Source organism: Lysobacter sp. Root604 (assembly GCF_001427505.1).
Lineage (GTDB): Bacteria > Pseudomonadota > Gammaproteobacteria > Xanthomonadales > Xanthomonadaceae > Lysobacter.
In genome coordinates, this window is record NZ_LMGS01000013.1 from 164,140 (window position 1) to 184,566 (window position 20,427).

The 20,427-nt window shown below is 67.5% G+C and carries 17 protein-coding genes; 10 read left to right on the plus strand and 7 right to left on the minus strand.

Annotated features, from left to right (window positions below; all coding sequences use genetic code 11):
* Positions 1-6,182 precede the first annotated feature (6,182 nt).
* The 5 genes from ASD69_RS20450 to ASD69_RS22150 all read left to right on the plus strand — a co-directional run bounded on the left by ASD69_RS20450 (position 6,183) and on the right by ASD69_RS22150 (position 11,719).
* Positions 6,183-9,866: a hypothetical protein gene (locus ASD69_RS20450; RefSeq protein ID WP_235567280.1), complete on the plus strand. Its 3,684-nt coding sequence runs from the start codon at positions 6,183-6,185 to the stop codon at positions 9,864-9,866.
* Positions 9,867-10,152: 286 nt separating this feature from the next.
* Complete coding sequence (locus ASD69_RS20455; protein WP_157499375.1) at positions 10,153-10,623, plus strand: hypothetical protein; 471 nt, start codon at positions 10,153-10,155, stop codon at positions 10,621-10,623.
* A 127-nt stretch (positions 10,624-10,750) separates the two neighbouring features.
* A complete protein-coding gene (locus tag ASD69_RS20460) occupies positions 10,751-11,071 on the plus strand; it encodes a DUF2277 domain-containing protein (RefSeq protein WP_056183044.1) in 321 nt (106 codons plus the stop codon).
* 90 nt (positions 11,072-11,161) lie between these two features.
* Positions 11,162-11,446, plus strand: coding sequence for a hypothetical protein (locus ASD69_RS20465; protein ID WP_056183047.1), 285 nt, complete (start codon positions 11,162-11,164; stop codon positions 11,444-11,446).
* A gap of 75 nt (positions 11,447-11,521) precedes the next feature.
* On the plus strand, positions 11,522-11,719 hold the full coding sequence (locus tag ASD69_RS22150) for a hypothetical protein (RefSeq protein WP_157489429.1): 198 nt from the start codon (positions 11,522-11,524) through the stop codon (positions 11,717-11,719).
* Here ASD69_RS22150 and ASD69_RS20470 read toward each other — a convergent pair.
* Genes ASD69_RS20470 through ASD69_RS20490 form a run of 5 tightly spaced genes read right to left on the minus strand, consistent with a single transcriptional unit; the run spans position 11,716 to position 14,128 of the window.
* Complete coding sequence (locus tag ASD69_RS20470; protein ID WP_056183050.1) at positions 11,716-12,426, minus strand: MIP/aquaporin family protein; 711 nt, start codon at positions 12,424-12,426, stop codon at positions 11,716-11,718. The two genes, ASD69_RS22150 and ASD69_RS20470, sit on opposite strands and share 4 nt — an antisense overlap.
* Positions 12,423-12,827 (minus strand): arsenate reductase ArsC, encoded by a 405-nt coding sequence (locus tag ASD69_RS20475; RefSeq protein ID WP_056183052.1) that lies wholly within the window; start codon positions 12,825-12,827, stop codon positions 12,423-12,425. Before ASD69_RS20475 ends, ASD69_RS20470 begins: the two co-directional genes overlap by 4 nt.
* 49 nt (positions 12,828-12,876) lie before the next feature.
* A complete protein-coding gene (gene arsN2, locus ASD69_RS20480) occupies positions 12,877-13,308 on the minus strand; it encodes an arsenic resistance N-acetyltransferase ArsN2 (protein ID WP_056183055.1) in 432 nt (143 codons plus the stop codon).
* A gap of 8 nt (positions 13,309-13,316) precedes the next feature.
* The gene (locus tag ASD69_RS20485; RefSeq protein WP_056183058.1) at positions 13,317-13,790 is read right to left on the minus strand and encodes an ArsI/CadI family heavy metal resistance metalloenzyme; all 474 of its coding nucleotides are present in this window, start codon (positions 13,788-13,790) and stop codon (positions 13,317-13,319) included.
* Positions 13,787-14,128: a helix-turn-helix transcriptional regulator gene (locus tag ASD69_RS20490; protein WP_056183060.1), complete on the minus strand. Its 342-nt coding sequence runs from the start codon at positions 14,126-14,128 to the stop codon at positions 13,787-13,789. Before ASD69_RS20490 ends, ASD69_RS20485 begins: the two co-directional genes overlap by 4 nt.
* Positions 14,129-14,391: 263 nt before the next feature.
* Here ASD69_RS20490 and ASD69_RS20495 point away from each other — a divergent pair, with 263 nt between their 5' ends.
* Positions 14,392-15,594: a serine hydrolase domain-containing protein gene (locus tag ASD69_RS20495; protein ID WP_082576672.1), complete on the plus strand. Its 1,203-nt coding sequence runs from the start codon at positions 14,392-14,394 to the stop codon at positions 15,592-15,594.
* 54 nt (positions 15,595-15,648) lie between these two features.
* Here the strand turns inward: ASD69_RS20495 and ASD69_RS20500 are convergent, their stop codons facing one another.
* Positions 15,649-16,392, minus strand: a complete 744-nt coding sequence (locus ASD69_RS20500) for an SDR family NAD(P)-dependent oxidoreductase (RefSeq protein WP_056183063.1) — start codon at positions 16,390-16,392, stop codon at positions 15,649-15,651.
* A gap of 98 nt (positions 16,393-16,490) precedes the next feature.
* Between ASD69_RS20500 and ASD69_RS20505 the strand changes: the two genes are divergently transcribed.
* Together ASD69_RS20505 and ASD69_RS20510 are read left to right on the plus strand one after the other, a co-directional pair.
* Positions 16,491-17,387 (plus strand): AraC family transcriptional regulator, encoded by an 897-nt coding sequence (locus ASD69_RS20505; protein ID WP_056183066.1) that lies wholly within the window; start codon positions 16,491-16,493, stop codon positions 17,385-17,387.
* Positions 17,388-17,473: 86 nt separating this feature from the next.
* On the plus strand, positions 17,474-17,887 hold the full coding sequence (locus tag ASD69_RS20510; RefSeq protein WP_056183069.1) for a hypothetical protein: 414 nt from the start codon (positions 17,474-17,476) through the stop codon (positions 17,885-17,887).
* On the opposite strand, the gene ASD69_RS20515 is transcribed toward ASD69_RS20510, so the two are convergent.
* Positions 17,881-19,197, minus strand: a complete 1,317-nt coding sequence (locus ASD69_RS20515; protein WP_343123765.1) for a PQQ-dependent sugar dehydrogenase — start codon at positions 19,195-19,197, stop codon at positions 17,881-17,883. The genes ASD69_RS20510 and ASD69_RS20515 overlap by 7 nt on opposite strands.
* Positions 19,198-19,505: 308 nt before the next feature.
* On the opposite strand from ASD69_RS20515, the gene ASD69_RS20520 reads away from it, so the two are divergent.
* Both ASD69_RS20520 and ASD69_RS20525 read left to right on the plus strand, forming a co-directional pair.
* Positions 19,506-19,811: a DUF6506 family protein gene (locus ASD69_RS20520; RefSeq protein ID WP_255356361.1), complete on the plus strand. Its 306-nt coding sequence runs from the start codon at positions 19,506-19,508 to the stop codon at positions 19,809-19,811.
* Positions 19,812-19,902: 91 nt separating this feature from the next.
* A complete protein-coding gene (locus tag ASD69_RS20525; protein WP_056183078.1) occupies positions 19,903-20,373 on the plus strand; it encodes a group II truncated hemoglobin in 471 nt (156 codons plus the stop codon).
* Positions 20,374-20,427 lie beyond the last annotated feature (54 nt).

The following is a 20,427-nucleotide window of genomic DNA, read 5'->3' on the forward strand; positions in this document are numbered from 1 at the left end:
AGGCGCTTACGTGTCCGGCACCGGCGTGTGGACCATCGGCAGCCTGGCCAACGGCGCCAGCGCTTCGCTGCAGATCACCGCGACGGTCAACGCCACGGGTACCTACGCCAATACCGCGACGGTGACCTCGACCACCAACGATCCGACCACGACCAACAACACCGGCACGGCCACCACGACCCCGGTCGCTTCGGCCGATCTGGTCATGGCCAAGTCGGTGACCACCAACGATCCGACCACGACCAACAACACCGGCACGGCCACCACGACCCCGGTCGCTTCGGCCGATCTGGTCATGGCCAAGTCGGTGGACAACGCGACCCCGACGGTGGGCACGAACGTGGTGTTCACCCTGACGGTGACCAACAACGGTCCGTCGGCTTCGGCCGGTGTCTCGGTCGCCGACCTGCTTCCGAACGGTTACACCTACGTCTCCGACAACGGTGCAGGCGCTTACGTGTCCGGCACCGGCGTGTGGACGATCGGCAACCTGGCCAACGGTGCGTCGACCTCGCTGCAGATCACCGCGACGGTCAACGCCACGGGTACCTACGCCAATACTGCGACGGTGACCTCGACCACCAACGATCCGACCACGACCAACAACACCGGCACGGCCACCACGACCCCGGTCGCTTCGGCCGATCTGGTCATGGCCAAGTCGGTNACCACCAACGATCCGACCACGACCAACAACACCGGCACGGCCACCACGACCCCGGTCGCTTCGGCCGATCTGGTCATGGCCAAGTCGGTGGACAACGCGACCCCGACGGTGGGCACCAATGTCGTGTTCACCCTGACGGTGACCAACAACGGTCCGTCGGCCTCGGCCGGCGTTTCGGTCGCAGATCTGCTGCCGAACGGTTACACCTACGTCTCCGACAACGGTGCGGGCGCTTACGTGTCCGGCACCGGCGTGTGGACGATYGGCAACCTGGCCAACGGCGCCAGYGCTTCGCTGCAGATCACCGCGACGGTCAACGCCACGGGTACCTACGCCAACACCGCGACGGTGACCTCGACCACCAACGATCCGACCACGACCAACAACACCGGCACGGCCACCACGACCCCGGTCGCCTCGGCCGATCTGGTCATGGCGAAGTCGGTCGATAACGCGACTCCGACGGTGGGCACGAACGTCGTGTTCACCCTGACCGTCACCAACAACGGTCCGTCGGCCTCGGCCGGCGTCTCGGTCGCCGACTTGCTGCCGAATGGCTACACCTATGTCTCCGAYAACGGTGCGGGCGCTTATGTCTCCGGCACCGGCGTGTGGACGATCGGCARCCTGGCCAACGGCGCCAGCGCTTCGCTGCAGATCACCGCGACGGTCAACGCCACGGGAACCTACGCCAACACCGCGACGGTGACCTCGACCACCAACGATCCGACCACGACCAACAACACCGGCACGGCCACGACGACCCCGGTGGCTTCGGCCGACCTGTCGATCGACAAGGACGATGCCGGCGCCTCGGTCGTACCGGGCAACAATGTGGTCTACACGATCACCGTCGCCAACGCCGGTCCTTCGGCGGCGTCCTCGATCGTGGTCAGCGACGCCATCCCGGCGGGTCTGAACTTCGTCAGCGCAAGCGGCGCCGGCTGGGCCTGCGTGAACAACGCCGGCACCGTGGAATGCTCGCGTCCGACCCTGGCCGCGGGCGCCAATGCCGCGATCACTCTGACCCTGGCGGTGCCGTCCAACTACGGCGGCGCGTCCACGATCAGCAACACCGCCAGCGTCAGCAGCGCCACCACCGATCCGAACGGCGGCAACGACAGCGATACCGAAACCACGCCGGTTTCGATTTCGATCGACGCCGTCGACGACTCGGCCGCGGTCCTGCCGTTCGCAGGCGGCACCGTGCCGAACGTGACCCTCAACGACACCACCAACGGCGTCGCCGTCGCGATCGGCGTCAACGCCACCGCGCCGACCGTCGTCAGCAACGGCGGCCTGACCGGTCTGATCGCCAATCCGGACGGCAGCTTCACCGTGCCGGCTGGTTCGACGCCGGGCGCCTACACCGTCACCTACCGCATCTGCACGCTGCCGGCCACCTCGCCGGCCACCTGCGACGATGCCAGCGTGCCGGTCGTGGTCGGCCCGGATGCCGTGGACGACACCGCCACCACGCCGCAGAACACCACGCTCAACGCCACCGTCACCGGCGGCGACAGCGCACCGGTGGGCTCGGTCTATGCACTGGTGACCGGTACCAGCAACGGCACGCTGACCTTCAACGCCGACGGCAGCTACACCTACGTGCCGAATGCCAACTACAGCGGCCCGGACAGCTTCAGCTACCGTCTGTGCCTGCCGGCGCCGAACGGCTCGGTCTGCGATATCGCGACCGTGTCGATCACCGTCGGTGGCAATACCGTCACCGCGCTCGACGACAGCGCCAGCACGCCGCAGAACACGCCGGTGGGCATCAACGTGATCGGCAACGACACCACCACCGGCGCGCCGCTCAATCCGGCCTCGGTCAGCATCGTCACGGCACCGACCAACGGCAGCGTGACCTGCGACAGCGCGGGTCTGTGCACCTACACGCCGAACGCCGGCTTCAGCGGTAGCGACAGCTTCGTGTACCGCGTCTGCGACGTCTCGACGCCGACCCCGGTCTGCGCCAATGCGACCGCCACGGTGACCGTGGCGCAGGCGGTGATCGTGGCCAACGACGACGACTACAGCGGCACGCCGGTCAACGGCGCCACCGGCTCGGCCAACGTCGGCAACGCGCTGACCAACGACAGCCTCAACGGCGGCGCGATCGATCTGGCCTTCGTGACCTTCACCGTCAACGACCCGAACACGGGCGATGGCGTCTCGGTCGCGGCCGACGGCACCGTCTCGGTCGCCCCGGGCACCCCGGCCGGCAGTTACGTGATTCCGTACCAGTTGTGCGAGACCGCGCGTCCGAGCAACTGCGACACGGCTTCGATCACCGTGGTGGTCGGCGCCGCGCCGATCGACGCGGTGGACGACCCGGTCGCCACGCCGGTCAACGGCAGCACCGGCGGCACCGCCGTGGTCAACGTGCTCGGCAACGACACCCTCAACGGTGGCGCGGCCACGACCAGCAACGTCACCTTGGCGCCGGTCACCAGCGGCCCGCTGACGGTGAATGCCGACGGTACGGTCGATGTCGCGCCGAACACCCCGGCCGGCACTTACACCGTCACCTACCGGATCTGCGAAGTCCTCAACCCGAGCAACTGCGATACCGCCACGGTCACCGTGACGGTCAACGCTGCTCCGATCGACGCGGTTGACGACACCGTCGCCACGCCGATCAACGGCACCACGGGCGGCACCGGTGTGGTGAACGTGCTGGGCAACGACACCCTCAACGGTGGCGCGGCCACGACCGGCAACGTCACCCTGGCGCCGGTCACCAACGGCCCGCTGACGGTGAACGCCGACGGTACGGTAGACGTCGCGCCGAACACCCCGGCCGGTACCTACACCGCGACCTATCGGATCTGCGAAGTGCTCAACCCGAGCAACTGCGATACCGCCACAGTCACGGTCACGGTCAACGCCGCACCGATCGACGCGGTCGACGACACCCTCGCCACGCCGGTCAACGGCAGCACCGGCGGCACCGGCGTGATCAACGTGCTCGGTAACGACACGCTCAACGGCAGCACCCTGAACCCGGCCGACGTGAGCCTGACGCCGGTCACCAGCGGCCCGCTGACGGTGAACGCCAACGGTACGGTCGATGTCGCGCCGAACACCCCGGCCGGCACCTACACCGTCACCTACCGCATCTGCGAAGTGCTGAACCCGAGCAACTGCGATACGGCCGTGGTCACGGTCACCGTGGTCGCTCCCGCGATCACCGCCACCGACGATCTGGTCGGCGGCGGCCGCGGCGTCACCCCGCAGAACACGCCGATCATCACCAGCGTGCTGACCAACGACACGCTCAACGGCGCGCCGATCGATCCGGCCCTGGTCAACATCACCATCGCCAGCAACCCGGCGAACGGCACGGTCGTGGTCAACGGCGACGGCACCGTGACCTATACGCCCAACCCGAACTTCAGCGGCAACGACAGCTACACCTACACGATCTGCGAGAAGCTCAATCCGGCCAACTGCGCCACCGCCACCGTTTCGGTGCTGGTCCAGCCCAACCGGGTCGACGCCGTCGACGACGTGACCAGCACCGATCAGCAGGTGCCGGTGACGATCAGCGTCCTCACCAACGACAGCGTGCTCAGCGCGCCGCTGGATCCGGCCTCGGTCAGCGTGACCGTGGCGCCGACCAACGGCACGGTGAACTGCGTGGCGGGCGTGTGCACCTACACCCCGAACCAGTTCTTCGCCGGTACCGACAGCTTCACCTACCGCGTCTGCGACACCTCGGTGCCGACCCCGGTCTGCGACACCGCCGTGGTCACCATCACGGTGAACGCCAACGCCCCGGTGCTGCGCCTGACCAAGCAGGCGGCTCAGCGCTCGGTGAAGATCGGCGATCTGGTGCGCTACACGGTGATCGCCGAGAACGTGGGCGACTCGCCGGCGCGCAACGCGACCCTGGTCGATACGCCGCCCGCGGGCTTCACCTACGTCGACGGCTCGCTCAGCGTGGACGACGAGGACGACGCCGCCAGCGTCGGCGGCACCAATCCGCTGCGCATCAACGGCATCGACGTGGCCATCGGTCAGCGCGCCACCATCGTCTACTTCCTGCGCGTCGGCGCCGGCGTGGGCAAGGGCGTGCACACCAACAGCGTCACCGCGCTCGACGTCAACGGCACCTCGATCGGCAACGTCGCCACCGCCGATGTCGACATGGCCGGCGATCCGCTGCTGGAAGACAGCCTGATCATGGGTACGGTCTACGACGACCGCGACGGCGACGGCTGGCAGGATCCGGCCAAGGCCGGCGGCGTGCGCGTGCAGGGCGGCTTCGCCCCGGGCGCCTACGTCGCGGGTTCGACCACAGTCGATCGCGGCACCGGCCCGCAGCCGGAGCCCGACGCCAGCGCGCCGCTGCTGCACGGCATCGCGATCGGCGACATCGCCGGCCGCAGCTCCAGCGCCGACAGCGCTCAGCGCCGTCAGGTGGTGGTGCGCCAGACCCTGCGCTCGCTCGACTTCAGCGACGACTTCGTCCTGACCACCGACGAGGGCAGCACCGTGCGCATGAACGCCGCCGGCCAGACCACGGTCGAACGCACCCGCGGCGACGCGGCCAAGGGTCTGACCGCGCAGGACCTGCAGGTCACGCGCAAGGTCAGCCAGGTCGCCGACGGCTACGAGGTCTCTTACGTGATCCGCAACGAAGGCATCGACGAACGCGGTATCCCCGGCGTGCGCATCGCCTCGGTGGAAGGCCTGATCATGCAGACCGACGCCTACGGCCGTTACCACCTGGAGGGTATCTCGGGCGGCGACGCCGCACGCGGCCGCAACTTCATCCTCAAGGTCGACCAGGCCACGTTGCCGCCGGGCTCGGTGTTCACCACCGAAAACCCGCGCGTGCGCCGCGTGACCCAGGGCGTGCCGACCCGCTTCGACTTCGGCGTCAAGCTGCCCGCCGGCGAGATCCGCGGCGGCAGCAGCCAGACCGATGTCGAGCTGGGCGAGGTGATGTTCGAAGCCGGCAGCGACCAGGTGAAGAGCGATTACGCGCCGATGTTCGGCAAGATCGCCCAGCGCCTGCGCGATGCCGACGGCGGCAGCGTCACCATCACCGCTCAGGCCGAAGGCGAGGCGCTGGCGTTCGCCCGCGCCCATGCGGTGCAGGCGGCGCTGAGCAAGGAACTGGAACCGGACCTCGCCGAGAAGGTCCGCATCGAGGTGGTCGCGGGCACCGACGCCACGGCGCTGGTCAGCCTGGACCAGGCGATCAAGCTCGGCGAGCTGCTGTTCGACACCGACCAGGCCACGATTCGTCCGCAGTATCGCGGCCTGATCTCGGAAATCGCCAAGACCCTCAACCGCGAAGGTCGCGGTGTGATCGGTATCGTCGGCCGCGCCGATCCGCGCGGCGCCAACGCCTACAACGTCCAGCTCGGCATGCGCCGCGCCAAGGCCGTGTACGAGGCGATATCGGCCGAGCTCGAGCCGAAGGTGAGACAGAAGGTGCGAGTGGACATAACTGACGATACCAACGCCCCCGTCGGCGTGGGCGGCCGCTGAGGACATGGCCATGAAGATGAAAATGAAGCTTCTGGACATGACCCTGATCGGCCTGCTCTCGGCCGGCGCCGCCGGCCCGTCGCTGGCTCAGGACGCGGCACCGAAGTCGGAAGGCGAGGGCGCCGCGGCACGTTGCGACGGCGGCGAATGCCGCAGCGACGAAGGCCTGCTGTTCCGCGTGCGCACCCGAGGCGAAGAGCGCCCGGTCGCGCAGGGCGCGGACGCCGACGCGCTGCAACGCAATCGTCGCGTCGATGTGGTGCGCGAGGACGTGCTGCCCGGCAGCGCCAAGATCGCCGGCCGCTTCAGCATCGACCTGCCTAACGGCGGCGTGATCTGGGCCACCGAAGATCCCACCCTCGGCCGCCCCGTGCTCGACGTGCAGGGCGGTTCGACCGTGCCCTTCGAGAACGGCCGCATCGCCAAGCCGCTGCGCTTCCACGGCTACACCAACTACGCCTCGTTCATCGACAAGATCGAAGTCACCGTGTACCGCGGCAGCGACGCCGACCTGGTCACGCCGCTGGCCAAGATCGACCTGCCGGTGGCCAACGTCACCGACCAGGAATGGGACGGCGCCCTGCCGGCCGATCTCAACCTGCAGCCGGGCGACGAGCTGATCTACGTCGCCCGCGCCTACGGCAAGGACGGCACTTTCGACGAAACCGTCGGCAAGCGCGTGCAACTGGTGCGTCCGGAAGACTACGAGCGCGGCATCCAGGTGCTGCGCGACGAGAACCAGCGTTCGCTGGGCAAGGCGCTGGACACCGAGGACGCCGAGTCGCAGGGCATCGAGAACGCGATCTACGGGCGCAGCTCGCTGCGCATCCAGAACATCCCGATCTACGGCTCGCGCGTGCGCATCTACGGCCGCGACATCCCGCGCGATACCCAGCTCACCATCAACGGCGAAACCTTCCCGATCGACCTCGAGCGCAAGTTCGTGGCCGAGTTCCTGGAGCCGATCGGCCGTCACGGCTACGACGTGGCGGTCAAGCCGCGCGGCGGCGCGCCGTTGCAGCACCGCCTCGACGTCGACGTCACCGGCAAGTACGCCTTCCTGGTCGCGCTGGCCGATGTCACCGTGTCCGAGAACAACGTCAGCGGCAACATCGAACCGCTGGCCGGCGACGAACGCTACGACAAGGACTTCATCAGCGAAGGCCGCCTGGCGTTCTATTTGAAGGGCAAGGTCAAGGGCAAGTACCTGATCACCGCCCAGGCCGACACCCGCGAGCGCGAGATCAAGCAGCTGTTCAACGGCTTCTTCGATGCCGACGCCCAGGACGTGTTCCGCCGTCTCGATCCGGACCTGTACTACCCGGTCTACGGCGACGACTCCAGCACCTACCGCGACGTCGATACCCAGGGCCGTTTGTACGTGCGCGTGGACTGGGACCAGAACCAGGCGTTGTGGGGCAACTTCAACACCGGCATCACCGGTACCGAGTACGGTCAGTACGACCGCTCGCTGTACGGCGCGGCGCTGTCCTGGCGTTCGCGCGCCACCACCCAGCTCGGCGCGCCCAAGAGCGAAGTGCGCGCGTTCGGTTCCGAAGCGCAGAGCGCCTACGGCCACACCGAGTTCCTCGGCACCGGCGGCAGCCTGTACTACCTCAAGCACACCGACGTGCTGCCGGGTTCGGACAAGGTCACCCTGGAAATCCGCGATCGCACCACCGGCCGCACCGAGAGCCGCGTGGACCTGCAGCGCGGCGCCGACTACGAGATCGACGAGCTGCAGGGTCGCCTGATCCTGACCCGTCCGCTGGCCCAGGTCACGCGCGAGAACGTGCGCACCCTGACCCGCGACAACCCGCTCGACGGCTACACCCAGCTGCTGCTGGTCGACTACGAATACGTGCCGGTCGGCTTCGATGCCGATGACGTCAGCGCCGGTTTCCGCGGCAAGCAGTGGTTCGGCGAGCACGTCGCGGTGGGCGGTACCTACATCGACGAGAACCGACGTGGCGACGACTACACCCTCAAGGGCGCGGATCTGACCCTGCAGGCCGGTCGCGGCACCTACCTGAAGCTGGAACAGACCCGCAGCGAATCCACCGTCGCGCCGATCTTCTATTCCGACAACGGCGGTCTCAGCTTCATCCAGCGCAATCCGACCACCGCTGCGCGCAGCGGCGAAGCCAAGGCCGTCGAGGCGCGCGCGAACTTCAAGGAGCTGGGCTGGACCGATCGCGATTGGAGCGTGGGCGCCTGGTGGCGCGACGTCGACGCCGGCTTCTCGGTCTCGCGCGCGGACACCGGCCTGGATATCGAGGAATACGGCGCCGAGTTCCTGGGCTACTTCACCGACAACTTCAGCCTGTACGGCAAGTACTCGCGCGCCGAACGCGGCGCCGAGGCCCTGGAGCAGAGCCAGCTGACCGCCGATTGGCGCATCACCAACGACACCCAGCTGGGCGCCGAGCTGCGTCGCGTGCGCGAAGAGCGCCTCAGCGGCACCGCCGACGCCCTGTTGGCGGCCGTGAGCTACCGCCGCCGCTTCGGTTCCTCGCTGGAGCTGTACGGCGTCGGCCAGTTCACCGCCGACGACGACAATGGCGCCTACGACCGCAACAACCTGATCACCCTGGGCGGCAAGTACCTGTTCGGCGATCGTTCCAGCGTTGGCGCCGAAGTCAGCGGTGGCAGCCGCGGCCACGGCGGCAAAGTCGAGGCCGAGTACCGCCTCAAGCCCGACCACACGATCTACGGCGCCTACAGCTACAGCACCGACACCACCGCCACCGATCCGCTGTTCAACCGCGATCTGCAGAACGGTTGGACCCTCGGCCAGCGCTGGCGTCTGAGCAACCAGGTCAACCTGTTCAACGAAAGCCAGTTCCTCAAGGACCCCAGCGACAACAGCCAGGGCATCGTCCACACCTACGGCATGGACTTCTATCCGTCCGAAGGCTGGAACATCGGCTTCACCATCATGGACGGCGAACTGGACGCCACGACCGGTCGCGTCGACCGTCGCGCCTACAGCGTCAGCGGTGGCCGCACCGACGAAATCGCCCAGTGGAACAGCAAGCTGGAGTACCGCAAGGACACCGGTGCCGAGCAGCGCGAGCAGTGGGTCACCACCAATCGCCTGTTCTACAAGGTCAACGAAGACCTGCGCCTGGCCCTGCGCGCCAATTACGCCGATACCCAGGACGACCTCAATCCGGCCGAAAGCGCCAAGCTGGCCGAAGCCAACCTCGGCTTCGCCTACCGCCCGCACGACAACACCCGCTGGGGCCTGTTCGGCAAATACACCTATTTGTACGACCTGGCCACGCTCGGCCAGGACGGCGGCGCCACGTACGACCAGCGCTCGCAGGTGCTGTCGTTCGAAGGCGTCTACCGCATCGACGACAAGTGGGAGGTGGCCGGTAAGCTCGCCAGCCGTTGGGGCGACTACCGCATCGGTCGCGGCGAAGGCCAGTGGCTGGACAGCCGCGCCGACTTCGCAGCCGGCCAGCTGCGCTATCACCTGATCGCCAAGTGGGAAGGTCTGGTCGAGTACCGCTGGCTGCAGGTCAAGGACGGCGGCGACAAGCGCGGCTGGCTGATCGGCCTGGACCGCCAGCTCGGCGACAACTTCAAGGTCGGCGTGGGCTACAACTTCACCGACTTCAGCGACGACCTGACCGATCTTAAGTACGACAACAAGGGCTGGTTCTTGAATCTGGCGGGTTATTACTGACCCGCCGTCTTCGGAGGCTCCAACAAACGCCGCGGCCTCCGCGGCGTTTTTTTTGCTCCAGGCAGGGGCGTGGGGCCTGCGATGCCAACCCAATGGACGCGACGCCAGCGCTGTGGGAGCGGCGAGGGCCGCGACCGCCCCGTTCGCGGCGAATGCTGAAGCGCACCGGCGTGGCGCATCGCCCCGAATGCGTCGGCCGTTTCATTGACAAGGCGCAATGCCCACCGGACCATCGCCGCAACGGCCGCTTAGGGCCGTACTCGGCCGTGGCATCCAGGGGGCATCCGTGCTCAAGACGCTTTGTATCGCAGCGACGCTCATATTGTCGCTTAGCTCCGCGGCGTATGCCGGCAAGTCCAGGCACGCGACCGCCAATGAATTCTCCAGGCTCACCGTCGCGGGCATGAAGTACGGACTGGCGAAGAGCCACCCGGCCATGGCGACCTGCGTCGGCAAGATCAGCGACTACGCTCTCAGCGAAGCCTATCAATCCGTCATCGTCCGCACGATGCCCGCGGCCGACATCGTCAAGTTGGATTTCTTTTTCGGCACTTCGCTCGGCACGCGTTGGACCGACGACAACATCCGCTTCGGACAGACAGGTGGCGCCTCCCATAGCGAATTCAGCAAGGACGAACTGAAGCAGATCACACCCATCGTCAGCATGCCGTCCTACATCAAGCTGCAAGAGGTCGCGGCGTCGGGGGATCCGGTGGTCCAGAAGGCCGCTATGAAAGCGCTGGATCCGTGTCAGTGAGCCCGCGTACGCCGACCTCCGCTCTGGCGCTGATGGGTTGACAGCCTTCGAGCGCCGGTCCGAGTATTGAGCGCGGCGCCCCGATGCGGGGCGATTCGCGTCGGCAAACGTCGATGTTGGAGGCGATATGTGCAGGAACATCCGGACGCTGTACAACTTCGAGCCGCCGGCCACGCACGACGAGATCCGTGCGTCGGCGTTGCAGTTCGTTCGTAAATTGAGCGGATTCAATGCCCCGTCGAAGGCGAACGAAGAAGCCTTCAACCTGGCCGTGAAGCAAGTCAGCGAGGCTGCGGCCACGCTCATCAACTCGTTGACCACGTTCAGCCCGCCCAAGAACCGCGAGATCGAGCGCGGCAAGGCCGCGGAGCTTTCGGCCAAGCGCTTTGGCGCGCCCAAGCCGTCCGGCGATCCATTCAAGTCGAAACCGCGCCGGGGCGCGGCCTAGGCCGAGCGTCCGGGCGCCAGGGGAAGCGCATGAATCGAACGACGCCAGCGTAACGGGCATGACGGCTGTTCCATTCGCGACAGGATTCTCATGAAACGGATCGCCTTGATCGCGCTGATCGCCGCGGCTCACATCGCCTTTCTGTACGGCTGCTACGGCGCCAGGTTCTTCGGCCTGCCGCTGTCTTACAACGCGACGATGGCGGTTTGGCTGGGCGTCTCCACCATCGCGGCCGGTATCGCTTACGCCAGGGCGGCGGCCGGGCTGGCTTGGTTCTCGGGCCGCACGCCTCTACGCCATCTGTTCGCTATCGCGGCGGCGGGGATTTCCTTGTACGCCGGGGTGTTCTGGGCGTTCAATGCCTTCGGCACCTGAGGCTGCGGCAGTGAGCGATCCGTCCGGACGCAGCCCTGCCAGCGGCTCGATTCGCGCCCTGATGAGGCATGCGCGGTGAAACGTCTTCTGTCTTCGCTGTTGTTCGGACTGGTGCTGCCTTGGGTAGGCGTTTCCGCGATCCTGGGTTGCGTGCTGTTCTTGATGTACGCCACGGGCTTCGTCTTCGTGGTCGTGCTGTGGCTGCTGGCCTGGGCGGGGTTCTTGCTGGTGCTGCTACTGCGACGGGTCGAAGCTCCCAGGCCGTTAGCCTAGGGCGCTTCGGCGTTCGCTGGCTTCGGGTCGAGCGATGAGTCGGCTCCATCCGCGCTCCGCGTCAACAGCAGCGTCGCGAACCATAGCGCGCCGATCGCGCCCACTAGCTGCGCCAGCACGAAGCCCGCAACGTCATCGGGCCGGATGCCCGCGAAACTCTGGGTCAGCGATCGCGCCAGGGTGACTGCTGGATTGGCGAACGAGGTGCTGGCGGTGAACCAATAGGCGGCGAAGATGTAGCCAGCCACCAGCATGGGCAGGGCGGCGGGGCGGTGGCGTGCGCCCAGGAGGACGGTGAGCAGCAGGCCGAAGGTCGCCACCGCTTCGCTCAACCATTGCCCGGAGCCGCTGCGCGCACGCAGGCCGGGCTGCCACAGCGGCAGGTCGAACATGGCATGGGCTAGCAGTACGCCTGTCACGGCCGCGACGGTCTGCACGGCGATGTAGGCGACGGCTACGGTCGTGGTCACCTCGCCGCGCAAGCGCATCGCCAAAGTGACGGCCGGGTTTAGATGCGCGCCTGATATCGGGCCCAGCGCGGCGATCAACACATACAGCATGCCCGCGGTCGCAGCGGCGTTGGCCAGCAGGGCCAAGCCGTCGTTACCGCCCGACAGGTTCGCTCCCATGATGCCGGAGCCGACCACCGTGGCCAGTAGCGCCGAGGTGCCGACGAACTCGGCCAGCAGCTTTCGGCGCAGGCTCACGGCAACGAAGCCAGCAAGGTCCGGACCCGCGCCGAGATTTCGTCGCGCACCGCGCGATAGGCGTCGTCGTCCAGGTGCTTGGGATCGGGCAGGGCCCAGTCTTCGCGGCGCTGGGCCGGCACCCAAGGACAGTCGTCGCCGCAGCCCATGGTGACGACCGCATCGAAGGCGCCTTCGATCTCGTCCAGCGATTTGGAGGCGTGGGCGCTCAAGTCGTAACCCAATTCGGCCATGTAGCGCACGGCTTTGGGATTGATGCGGCCGGATGGGGCGGAACCGGCGCTGTAGGCGTCGACGCGATCGCCGCCGTGCATGCGCGCGAAGGCTTCGGCCATTTGGCTGCGGTTGGCGTTTTCGACGCAGACGAATAGCACGCGTTTCTTGGACGGGGCGGATGTCATGAGCTCTGGACGTTCCAATGGGGCTGTCGCGGGGATGAGTCGCGCTGGTTCATTCGAGGGACTTGATCAGGCAGGTGGCGGACGCCGGGCACAGCGACTGGAATTCCGCGCTGCTGTGCACGGCGGCGGGCGCAGATGCGCGATCGATGGCGACGTAGCCGCGTCGGGTGAAGAAGGCCGACGCGGTCTGGGTCAGCAATACCAGCTCGCGTAGGCCCTGCGCCCGCGCCGCGCTTTCGGCCGCGGCGACCAGATGGCCGCCGGTGCCGGAGCGGCGCGCATCGGCGTGCACGGCAAGCGAGCGCAGCAGGCCGGTGTCGCCGAAGCGCTGCACGCCGACGACGCCGGCGATCGCACCGCCGGTGTCCGCGATCAGGAAGCCGACGTCGGCGTCGGTCAAATCCTGCACCGGCAGGCCGTTGTCGGCCAGCAACGCACGGATCGCGGCGTGCTCGGATGGGTGCGCTGGACGAATGGACATCGCGCGTCTCAGCCGCAAGAGGAAGCGCAGCAGGCCGCCGCGACGGGCTGCGCCTGGGCGGTGGGCGCGCAGGCGGCCGTGCCTTCCCCGGCGCAACCGACCTCGGGGTCGTAATAGGTGGTGGATTCGCCGAAAGTATGGAACGACTCCCAGCGCACGCCCTGGGGATCCTCGGTCCACAGCTTGTCCGATTGCGCATAGCAGCACACCGCCGCGGCTTCGGGGGCGACAGTGCCTCCGGCCGCGTCGAGACGACGGCCCAGCGCGGTGAGTTCGTTGCCGCTATCCACCTGCAGGCCCAGGTGATCGACGCCTACGGCACGGCCGGTGCTGGAGATGGCGAAGTTGATGCGCGGATCTTCGAGCATCCACTTGGCGTAGTCGTCCTTCTGCACGCTGGGCGCGGTGGCGAACAATTCGTTGTAGAAGCGGATGCTGGACGCCAGGTCGGCGACATTCAAATGCACGTGGAAGCGATTCATCGACGGGCTCCTTTCGGACGTGGGGTGCAGGCTGCGGCCGGCGTGCAGGTCTCGACGCCCGCGCAGCAGTTCTCGGTGAGATAGGCGAGCAGGGCGTTCATCTGCAGGTAGTTCGCGCGCACACGGATCACGCGCCCCTCGCGCTGGTCGTGGACCAGGGCCGCGCCGCGCAACACGTTGAGATGAGCGGTGAGCGTCGCCGGTGGAAGGTCCAGCTTTTCGCGTAGCTCGCCTACCGACATTCCATCCGGCCCGGCTTGCACCAGTTGACGGAAGGCGGCCAGGCGGGATTCGTGGCTGAGGGCGTTGAGTGCGCCTAGTGCGGTTGTTGTTTCCATAATTCCAGTATTTTCGAATTATTGGAGCCTGTCAAGTACGGCCTTAGCGTCTGCGGATCGAAGCGGACGCGGGGGCGACGGTCTAAACCTGGCGCGGAAGCGACGCATCCTACTGGCGCCGACATCGTGTCGACAGCGCGACGTCGGGGGCGTCGGTGCGCCGTCGCATGACTTATTTCGGGCCCGATTCTTTCCGCCTCGCGAGGCCAACGCTCTCGTCGGGGCCCTCAGCCGTATCCGCCACCCAGCTCAGCCAGGACGCCATGACCCACCTACGCCACGGACGCTACTCCGCAATCGCCCGCAGCATCGTCTCGCCCAAGGCGCTCGCATGCTGGGCCCTGATCGCGACCGCATCGGTGGTCGCGCCTATCCACGCGGCGTCCGTCCAGGAGCCTCCGGCGTTCGCGCAGGTCATCGAGCGCGAAGTACCGGCGATCATGAAGGACGCCAAGATCCAAGGCGCTGCGGTAGGCCTGATCGTCGACGGCAAGCTGGTCTATGCGCGTGGCTACGGCTACGCGGATCATACCGGCAAGGTGCCCGCGACGCCGGACACCGTATTCGTCGCCGCCTCGCTGTCCAAGCCGATCGCCAGTTGGGTAACGATGCGTCTGGCCGAGCAAGGGCGTATCCGGTTGGATCAGCCGGTGGCCGAGCTGGTGTCGCCGTGGCCCTTGGCGCAGAACCAGTTCGACTATCGCCAGATCACCATCCGCCGTCTGCTTTCGCATACCGCGGGCACCACCTTGGGCGGATATCAGGGCTGGCTGGACTACAAGGAACTGCCGACGCTGGAAGAATCGCTGGCAGGGAAAACGAATGGGCGCGGTGCGGTGGAGCTGTTCGCGCCCGTCGGCGCCAAATTCCAGTACTCGGGCGGCGGTTACACCCTGATGCAGCTGGCGATCGAGCGGACCACGAAACGCAAGTACGCCGACTTGGCGCGCGAGCTGGTGTTCCGGCCCTTGGGCATGAAGCACAGCAGCGTGACGATGACGCCGAAGTTGCTGGCTGGCGCCGCGCAAGGCCATGGCGACGACGGCGATCCGGTGCCGATGCGCTATTACGTCGAGCAGGCGCCTTCGACCTTGAGCACGACCGTCAACGACTTCGCGCGTTGGATGATCGCCGGCATGGCGGATAGCCCTGGTGCCCATCCGTTGGGCCAAGCGCAGCTGAGCCTGATGTACGCGCCGGCGGAACTGAGCACGCCCCGCGCGCCCGACGACGCCATCTACGGTCTGGGTCATTTCATCGAACGGCTAGCCGATGGCAGTACGGCGGTGGGGCACGATGGGCGCAATCAGGCCGGTTTTCGCGCCAAATTCCTGATGCGTCCCAGCACCGGCGACGGCATCGTTTTCTTCAGCAACTCGCGCACCGGCTTGGCCTTGGACCGTATCGTCTGTCTATGGAGCGCGGACGTGGCCCAGGCGGATCCGGCCAAGGCCTGCAAGAAGTAAGCGCACGCCACCCATGTGCGGCCGCGCCCATGGGTGTGCATGCCTTGGTGCCGATTATCGGGACTGGGCCAGGGCCAGCGCGTCCGCACCGGCTGGGAAGCGCAGTTGCCCGGACGTGTCGTTGGCGGCGCGCCAGACCACCTGCGCAACGTCGGCCTCCGTGGTCACGGCGGCGGGCTGCGCGAAGCCCGCGAACACGCGCTCGGCGAACGCCGCGTAGGGTTCGGGCACCAGGCCCTGCATGCGCGCGCCGCCGCTCTGGCCGAAAGCCGTGGTGGGGCCGTAGCCCGGTTCCACCAGTTTCACCTGCACATCGAAGGCCTCCAGCTCGAACGCCAGCGATCCGGTGAAGCCCTCGATGGCGGCTTTGCTGGCCGTGTAGGCGGCCGCCAGCGGCATCCGCGCCAGCGTCACGCTGGAGGTGACGTTCACGACCACGCCGGAGCGGCGCGCGCGGAACTGCGGCAGCACGGCCTGGGTCATCGCCATCACGCCGAAGGTATTGGTTTCGAACACTTCGCGCACGGTCGCCATCGGCGTGGCCTCGAAGGCGCCGACCACACCGATGCCGGCATTGTTGACCAGCACGTCGATGGGGCCGGCGGCTTCCAGTGCGGCCACGATGCTGTCGGGGCGGGTAACGTCCAGGGCGACTACACGCAGGCGCTCCGAGCGCGGCAGCAGGTCTTCGCGCGGCTTGCGCATGGTGGCGACGACGTTCCAGCCCTGGGCGTGGAAGTGGCGCGCGGTTTCGAGGCCGTAGCCGGAGGAGCAGCCGGTGATCAGTACCGTTTTCATGAGGGTGTCCGTAGTGGAGGGTGCGGATGGCCATCTTGCCGGGCACGGATAGGACGATCTACTATGAAAAATCCGATATTCGTTTGCGAGAGTCCGGAATGAGCGACCCCCTGGCGGACGTCATCGCCCTGCTGCAGCCGCGCACGGTATTCGCCAAGCGCATCGGCGGCGCCGGCGACTGGGCCGTGCGCTATTCGGCCTTCGGCCAGCCGAGCTTCTGCGCGGTGCTGGAAGGCCGTTGCCGCCTGGACGTGGACGGGGAACCCACGGCCCTGCTGGAGGCCGGCGACTTCGTGCTGCTGCCGGCCACGCCCGGCTTCACGCTTTCCGGCGGGGCGCCGGTGCAGGCGCACCAACTGGACCCGCACCGCGAGGCCGAGCGAACCGGCGAGGTCCGCCACGGCAGCCGGGGCCGGCGCGCGGATGCGCGTCTGTTGGGTGGCTACTTCCTGTTCGATTCGCCGGATGCGTCGCTGCTGGTGCCGCTGCTGCCCGCGCTGGTGCACATACGCGGCGTCGAGCGCCTTTCCACCCTGGTGCGTCTGGTCGGTGAGGAGTCCGGCGAGCGCAGGGCGGGGCGCGAGCTGGTGCTGACGCGATTGGTGGAGGTGCTGTTGATCGAGGCCTTGCGCGCCACGCCCAGCGAAGATGCGCCACCTGGGTTGCTGCGAGGCCTGGCCGATGGGCGGATCGCGCCGGCCCTGCGGCAGATGCACGCGCAGATCGCGCGCGCGTGGACCGTGGAGCAACTGGCGAAGAAGGCGGCCTTGTCGCGCTCCTCGTTCTTCGAGCGTTTCGTGCGTACCGTCGGGTTGCCGCCGATGGAATATCTGCTGACCTGGCGCATGGCCGTGGCCAAGGATCTGCTGCGCCGCCGGGAGTTGGGGCTGGCCGAAGTCGCCGAGCGTGTCGGCTACGCGTCGGCCAGTACGTTCAGTACCGCTTTCAGTCGCCATGTCGGCCAGGCGCCGGGCCGGTACTCGCGGGCGGTTTAGTCGCCGCCGAGCGTGCAGTAGAACGCGGGCGGAGGGATCGGCCGTGCGGGCATACTGCATCGGGGCAGTCGGCTTTCGACCTGGAGATGAAGACCTTGGACCAGAACGATCCTTATCGGCCGCCGGCCGCTGCGGTCGGCCCTGCGCCGTACCAAGCCGAGGGCTGGCGTACCAGCGTCCTGATCCTCGTGCTGTTGCAGTTGTTGTTCTATGCCTTCAACGCGGCATCGGGTCTGCGCGCCGTGCAGGCCGGCGAAATCAGCGTCGTCGCTTTCCTGGCTTCGGTCAGTGCCGCGGTCTGCTTGCTGGCCGGTGCCGTGATGCTGTGGCTCAGGTCCAGGGCCGGGATTTATCTGTTCGCGATTTCGGCGTTGTCCGCGGGTGTCGCGTTGTTGCTGGTGCCCACGCGGACCGGCGTCACCGGCCTGGGGATCGCGGTGATCGCCAGTTTGGTCTGCTTGCGCGCCACCGCACCGCGTAAGGCCGCGAATCCTCAGTAGGGCCTGGGTGTGAGTTTCAACAGCCGCGCATTGCTGCTGTCCTCCAGCACCCAGATCGCGCCGTCGGGCCCTTGCTCGACCTCGCGGATGCGTGCGCCCATCGGATAGCGCTTGTACTCGCTGGCGCGTATGCCGTCGAACTGGATCCGCACCAGCGCCTGCGAAGCGAGGCCGCCGATGAAGCCTTGGCCGCGGAAATAGGGGAACAGATCGCCGCTGTAGATGATGAAGCCCGCGGGCGCGATCACCGGCGACCAGTAGGCCTCGGGCGCGTTGAACTCCGGGCGTGTCGGATGATCGGGGATCGGAGTGCCGTCGTAGTGATCGCCGTTGGAGACGATGGGCCAGCCGTAGTTGGTGCCGCGCTCGATCAGGTTGAGTTCGTCGCCGCCGGCCGGTCCCATTTCGTGGGTCCACAGGCGCCCGGCATTGTCGAAGGCGATGCCCAGCAGATTGCGGTGGCCCAGGGTCCAGACCTGCGACGCGACGCCGCCCACGCCCACGAAGGGATTGTCGCCTGGGATCGAGCCGTCGTCGTTGAGGCGGATCAGTTTGCCCAGGTTCTGCTGCATGTCCTGGGCGGGGTCGAACTTCTGGCGATCGCCCGAGGTGATCCACAACTTGCCGTCGCCGCCGAAGGCGAGGCGATGGCTGTAGTGGCCTTCGCCGGTGACCTTGGGCGTCTGCCGCCACAGCACTTGCAGGCCCGACAGGCTGCCGCCGTTGCCGTCGGCATTGAGCGTCAGCTGCGCGCGCGCCACGGCCGCGCCGCGCGTGCTGTTGGGGCCGGCTTCGGCGTAGCTGAGATAAACGTAGCGATTGCTGGAGAACTGCGGATGCAGGACGACGTCGCCGAGACCGCCTTGTCCGCCGTAGGCCGCGGTCGGCAGGCCGGTGATTTCGGTGGTCTGCTTGCTGGCGGTGTTGAACAGCCGCAGGCGGCGATTTTTCTCGGTCACCAGCAGGCGGCCGTCGGGCAGGAAGGTCATCGCCCAGGGCTCGTTGAAGCGGCCGAACTCGGTGGCGACGAAAGGCGGATCGGGTTCGACGGCGGGACGGTTGGGGCCGCCCTTCATTACCGCCGGCTCGGCCAGGGGCTGCGCCGACGCGACCGGCGCGATCGGTGCGGGCGTCGATTCGGCGGTCGGCGTTGGAGGCGTCTCCGGCGTCCGCACGGCGAGCGCCACCGGAGATCGCGCGCGCGTCGTCTCCTGGGTGCCGCCGGCCTCTCCGCCTGCGTCATGCGCCATCGGCGTGCAGGCCGAAGACAGCACCATGATCGCCAACGCCGTCGTCAGGGACTTGGTCATGGGGGACTCTCGCAGCTTCGATGGGCTCTTTTAGCGCAGGGCGGGGTCAGAAGACGTGATGGCTGCGGCGCTTTCGCCTCATCCTTTCGCTTAAGCCCGGAAGCTGCCGATTCAGCGACGCGTTGGCCGGTCGGCAAAAGACGGTCGGCCATCCATCCATGCGCACTTCACCGCAGGTCCGAACTCGGGCAGGGTGAGCTCCAGCCAGGTGTCGGATCTCGGCAACCGGAGTTTCAAGATCAGACCGATGCCCGGCCGGGTCTGTGGCTGACGCCACGCATAGCGCCGCATAGGCAGGGAGGGTGGTAGTGATCAGCTGGGCATTCATATTCGAAGCGCCAGAAATGGATTCCGCCGTCGACCGCATGGTCGTCGAACGCGGCGGCGTACGCACCGTCATCGTCGGCGTGCCGGAGCAGGCAGCGGTGGTCGCCGTCGCGGTGGCCCTGGTCGAGGAGGGCGCGCAGTTCATCGAGCTCTGCGGCGGCTTCGATCCGATCTGGCCGGGGCGGGTGATGGAAGCCACCGGTGGACGTGTCCCGGTCGGGGCGGTGGGCTACGCGGGCGGCGCTTCCGTGACGCGGTTGGCGGAGATCTTCGCTGCGCCTGCGTAAGCGCGCGGACTTGCTCTAGCATGCGCGGGTCCCGGCGCCGCGCGTGGCCGGACCCGCCGGGCGCCGGTGCGCCAGCCCATAGCGAGCGAACATGCAGAACACCGACGTTCCGACTTTGTACGAGTGGCTGGGCGGGATCGAAGCGCTCAACCGCCTGACCGTACGCTTCTACGAACACGTGCGCGCGGATGCGCTGCTGGGCGAGGTCTTCGCGCATATGGGCGCGGATCATCCGGCCCACGTCGCGGCGTTCCTGGCCGAAGTGCTGGGCGGCCCGGACGACTACTCGCGCAAGCACGGCGGGCATCCGCAAATGATCCAGCACCACCTCAATCGGCACCTCGGACAGGAGCAACGCCGGCGCTGGGTCGGCCTGTTGCTGGAGACCGCGGACGAACTGGGCATGCCCGACGATCCGGAGTTCCGATCCGCTTTGGTGGGTTACCTGGAATGGGGCTCGCGCCTGGCCGTGATCAATTCGCAGCCCGGCGCCACCGTCGACGCGGATGCGCCCATGCCGAAGTGGGGCTGGGGCGAGGTCAAGGGGCCGTACACCGGCTGAGCCTGCCAAGGCCGGGCCGACGGCCGGCGTGGCGTCGCGGCGACGTTCGGCTGG

What these genes read in the sequence shown, in the direction of transcription:
- ASD69_RS20485 (WP_056183058.1), bottom strand. Translation starts at nt 13,790, where the DNA reads ATGAATCGCTTCCACGTGCATTTGAATGTCGCCGACCTGGCGTCCAGC.
- ASD69_RS20495 (WP_082576672.1), top strand. Translation starts at nt 14,392, where the DNA reads ATGACCCACCTACGCCACGGACGCTACTCCGCAATCGCCCGCAGCATC.
- ASD69_RS20515 (WP_343123765.1), bottom strand. Translation starts at nt 19,197, where the DNA reads ATGACCAAGTCCCTGACGACGGCGTTGGCGATCATGGTGCTGTCTTCG.
- ASD69_RS20465 (WP_056183047.1), top strand. Translation starts at nt 11,162, where the DNA reads ATGAAACGGATCGCCTTGATCGCGCTGATCGCCGCGGCTCACATCGCC.
- arsN2 (WP_056183055.1), bottom strand. Translation starts at nt 13,308, where the DNA reads ATGTCCATTCGTCCAGCGCACCCATCCGAGCACGCCGCGATCCGTGCG.
- ASD69_RS20510 (WP_056183069.1), top strand. Translation starts at nt 17,474, where the DNA reads ATGAAGACCTTGGACCAGAACGATCCTTATCGGCCGCCGGCCGCTGCG.
- ASD69_RS20525 (WP_056183078.1), top strand. Translation starts at nt 19,903, where the DNA reads ATGCAGAACACCGACGTTCCGACTTTGTACGAGTGGCTGGGCGGGATC.
- ASD69_RS20505 (WP_056183066.1), top strand. Translation starts at nt 16,491, where the DNA reads ATGAGCGACCCCCTGGCGGACGTCATCGCCCTGCTGCAGCCGCGCACG.
- ASD69_RS20490 (WP_056183060.1), bottom strand. Translation starts at nt 14,128, where the DNA reads ATGGAAACAACAACCGCACTAGGCGCACTCAACGCCCTCAGCCACGAA.
- ASD69_RS20500 (WP_056183063.1), bottom strand. Translation starts at nt 16,392, where the DNA reads ATGAAAACGGTACTGATCACCGGCTGCTCCTCCGGCTACGGCCTCGAA.
- ASD69_RS20460 (WP_056183044.1), top strand. Translation starts at nt 10,751, where the DNA reads ATGTGCAGGAACATCCGGACGCTGTACAACTTCGAGCCGCCGGCCACG.
- ASD69_RS20475 (WP_056183052.1), bottom strand. Translation starts at nt 12,827, where the DNA reads ATGACATCCGCCCCGTCCAAGAAACGCGTGCTATTCGTCTGCGTCGAA.
- ASD69_RS20450 (WP_235567280.1), top strand. Translation starts at nt 6,183, where the DNA reads ATGAAGATGAAAATGAAGCTTCTGGACATGACCCTGATCGGCCTGCTC.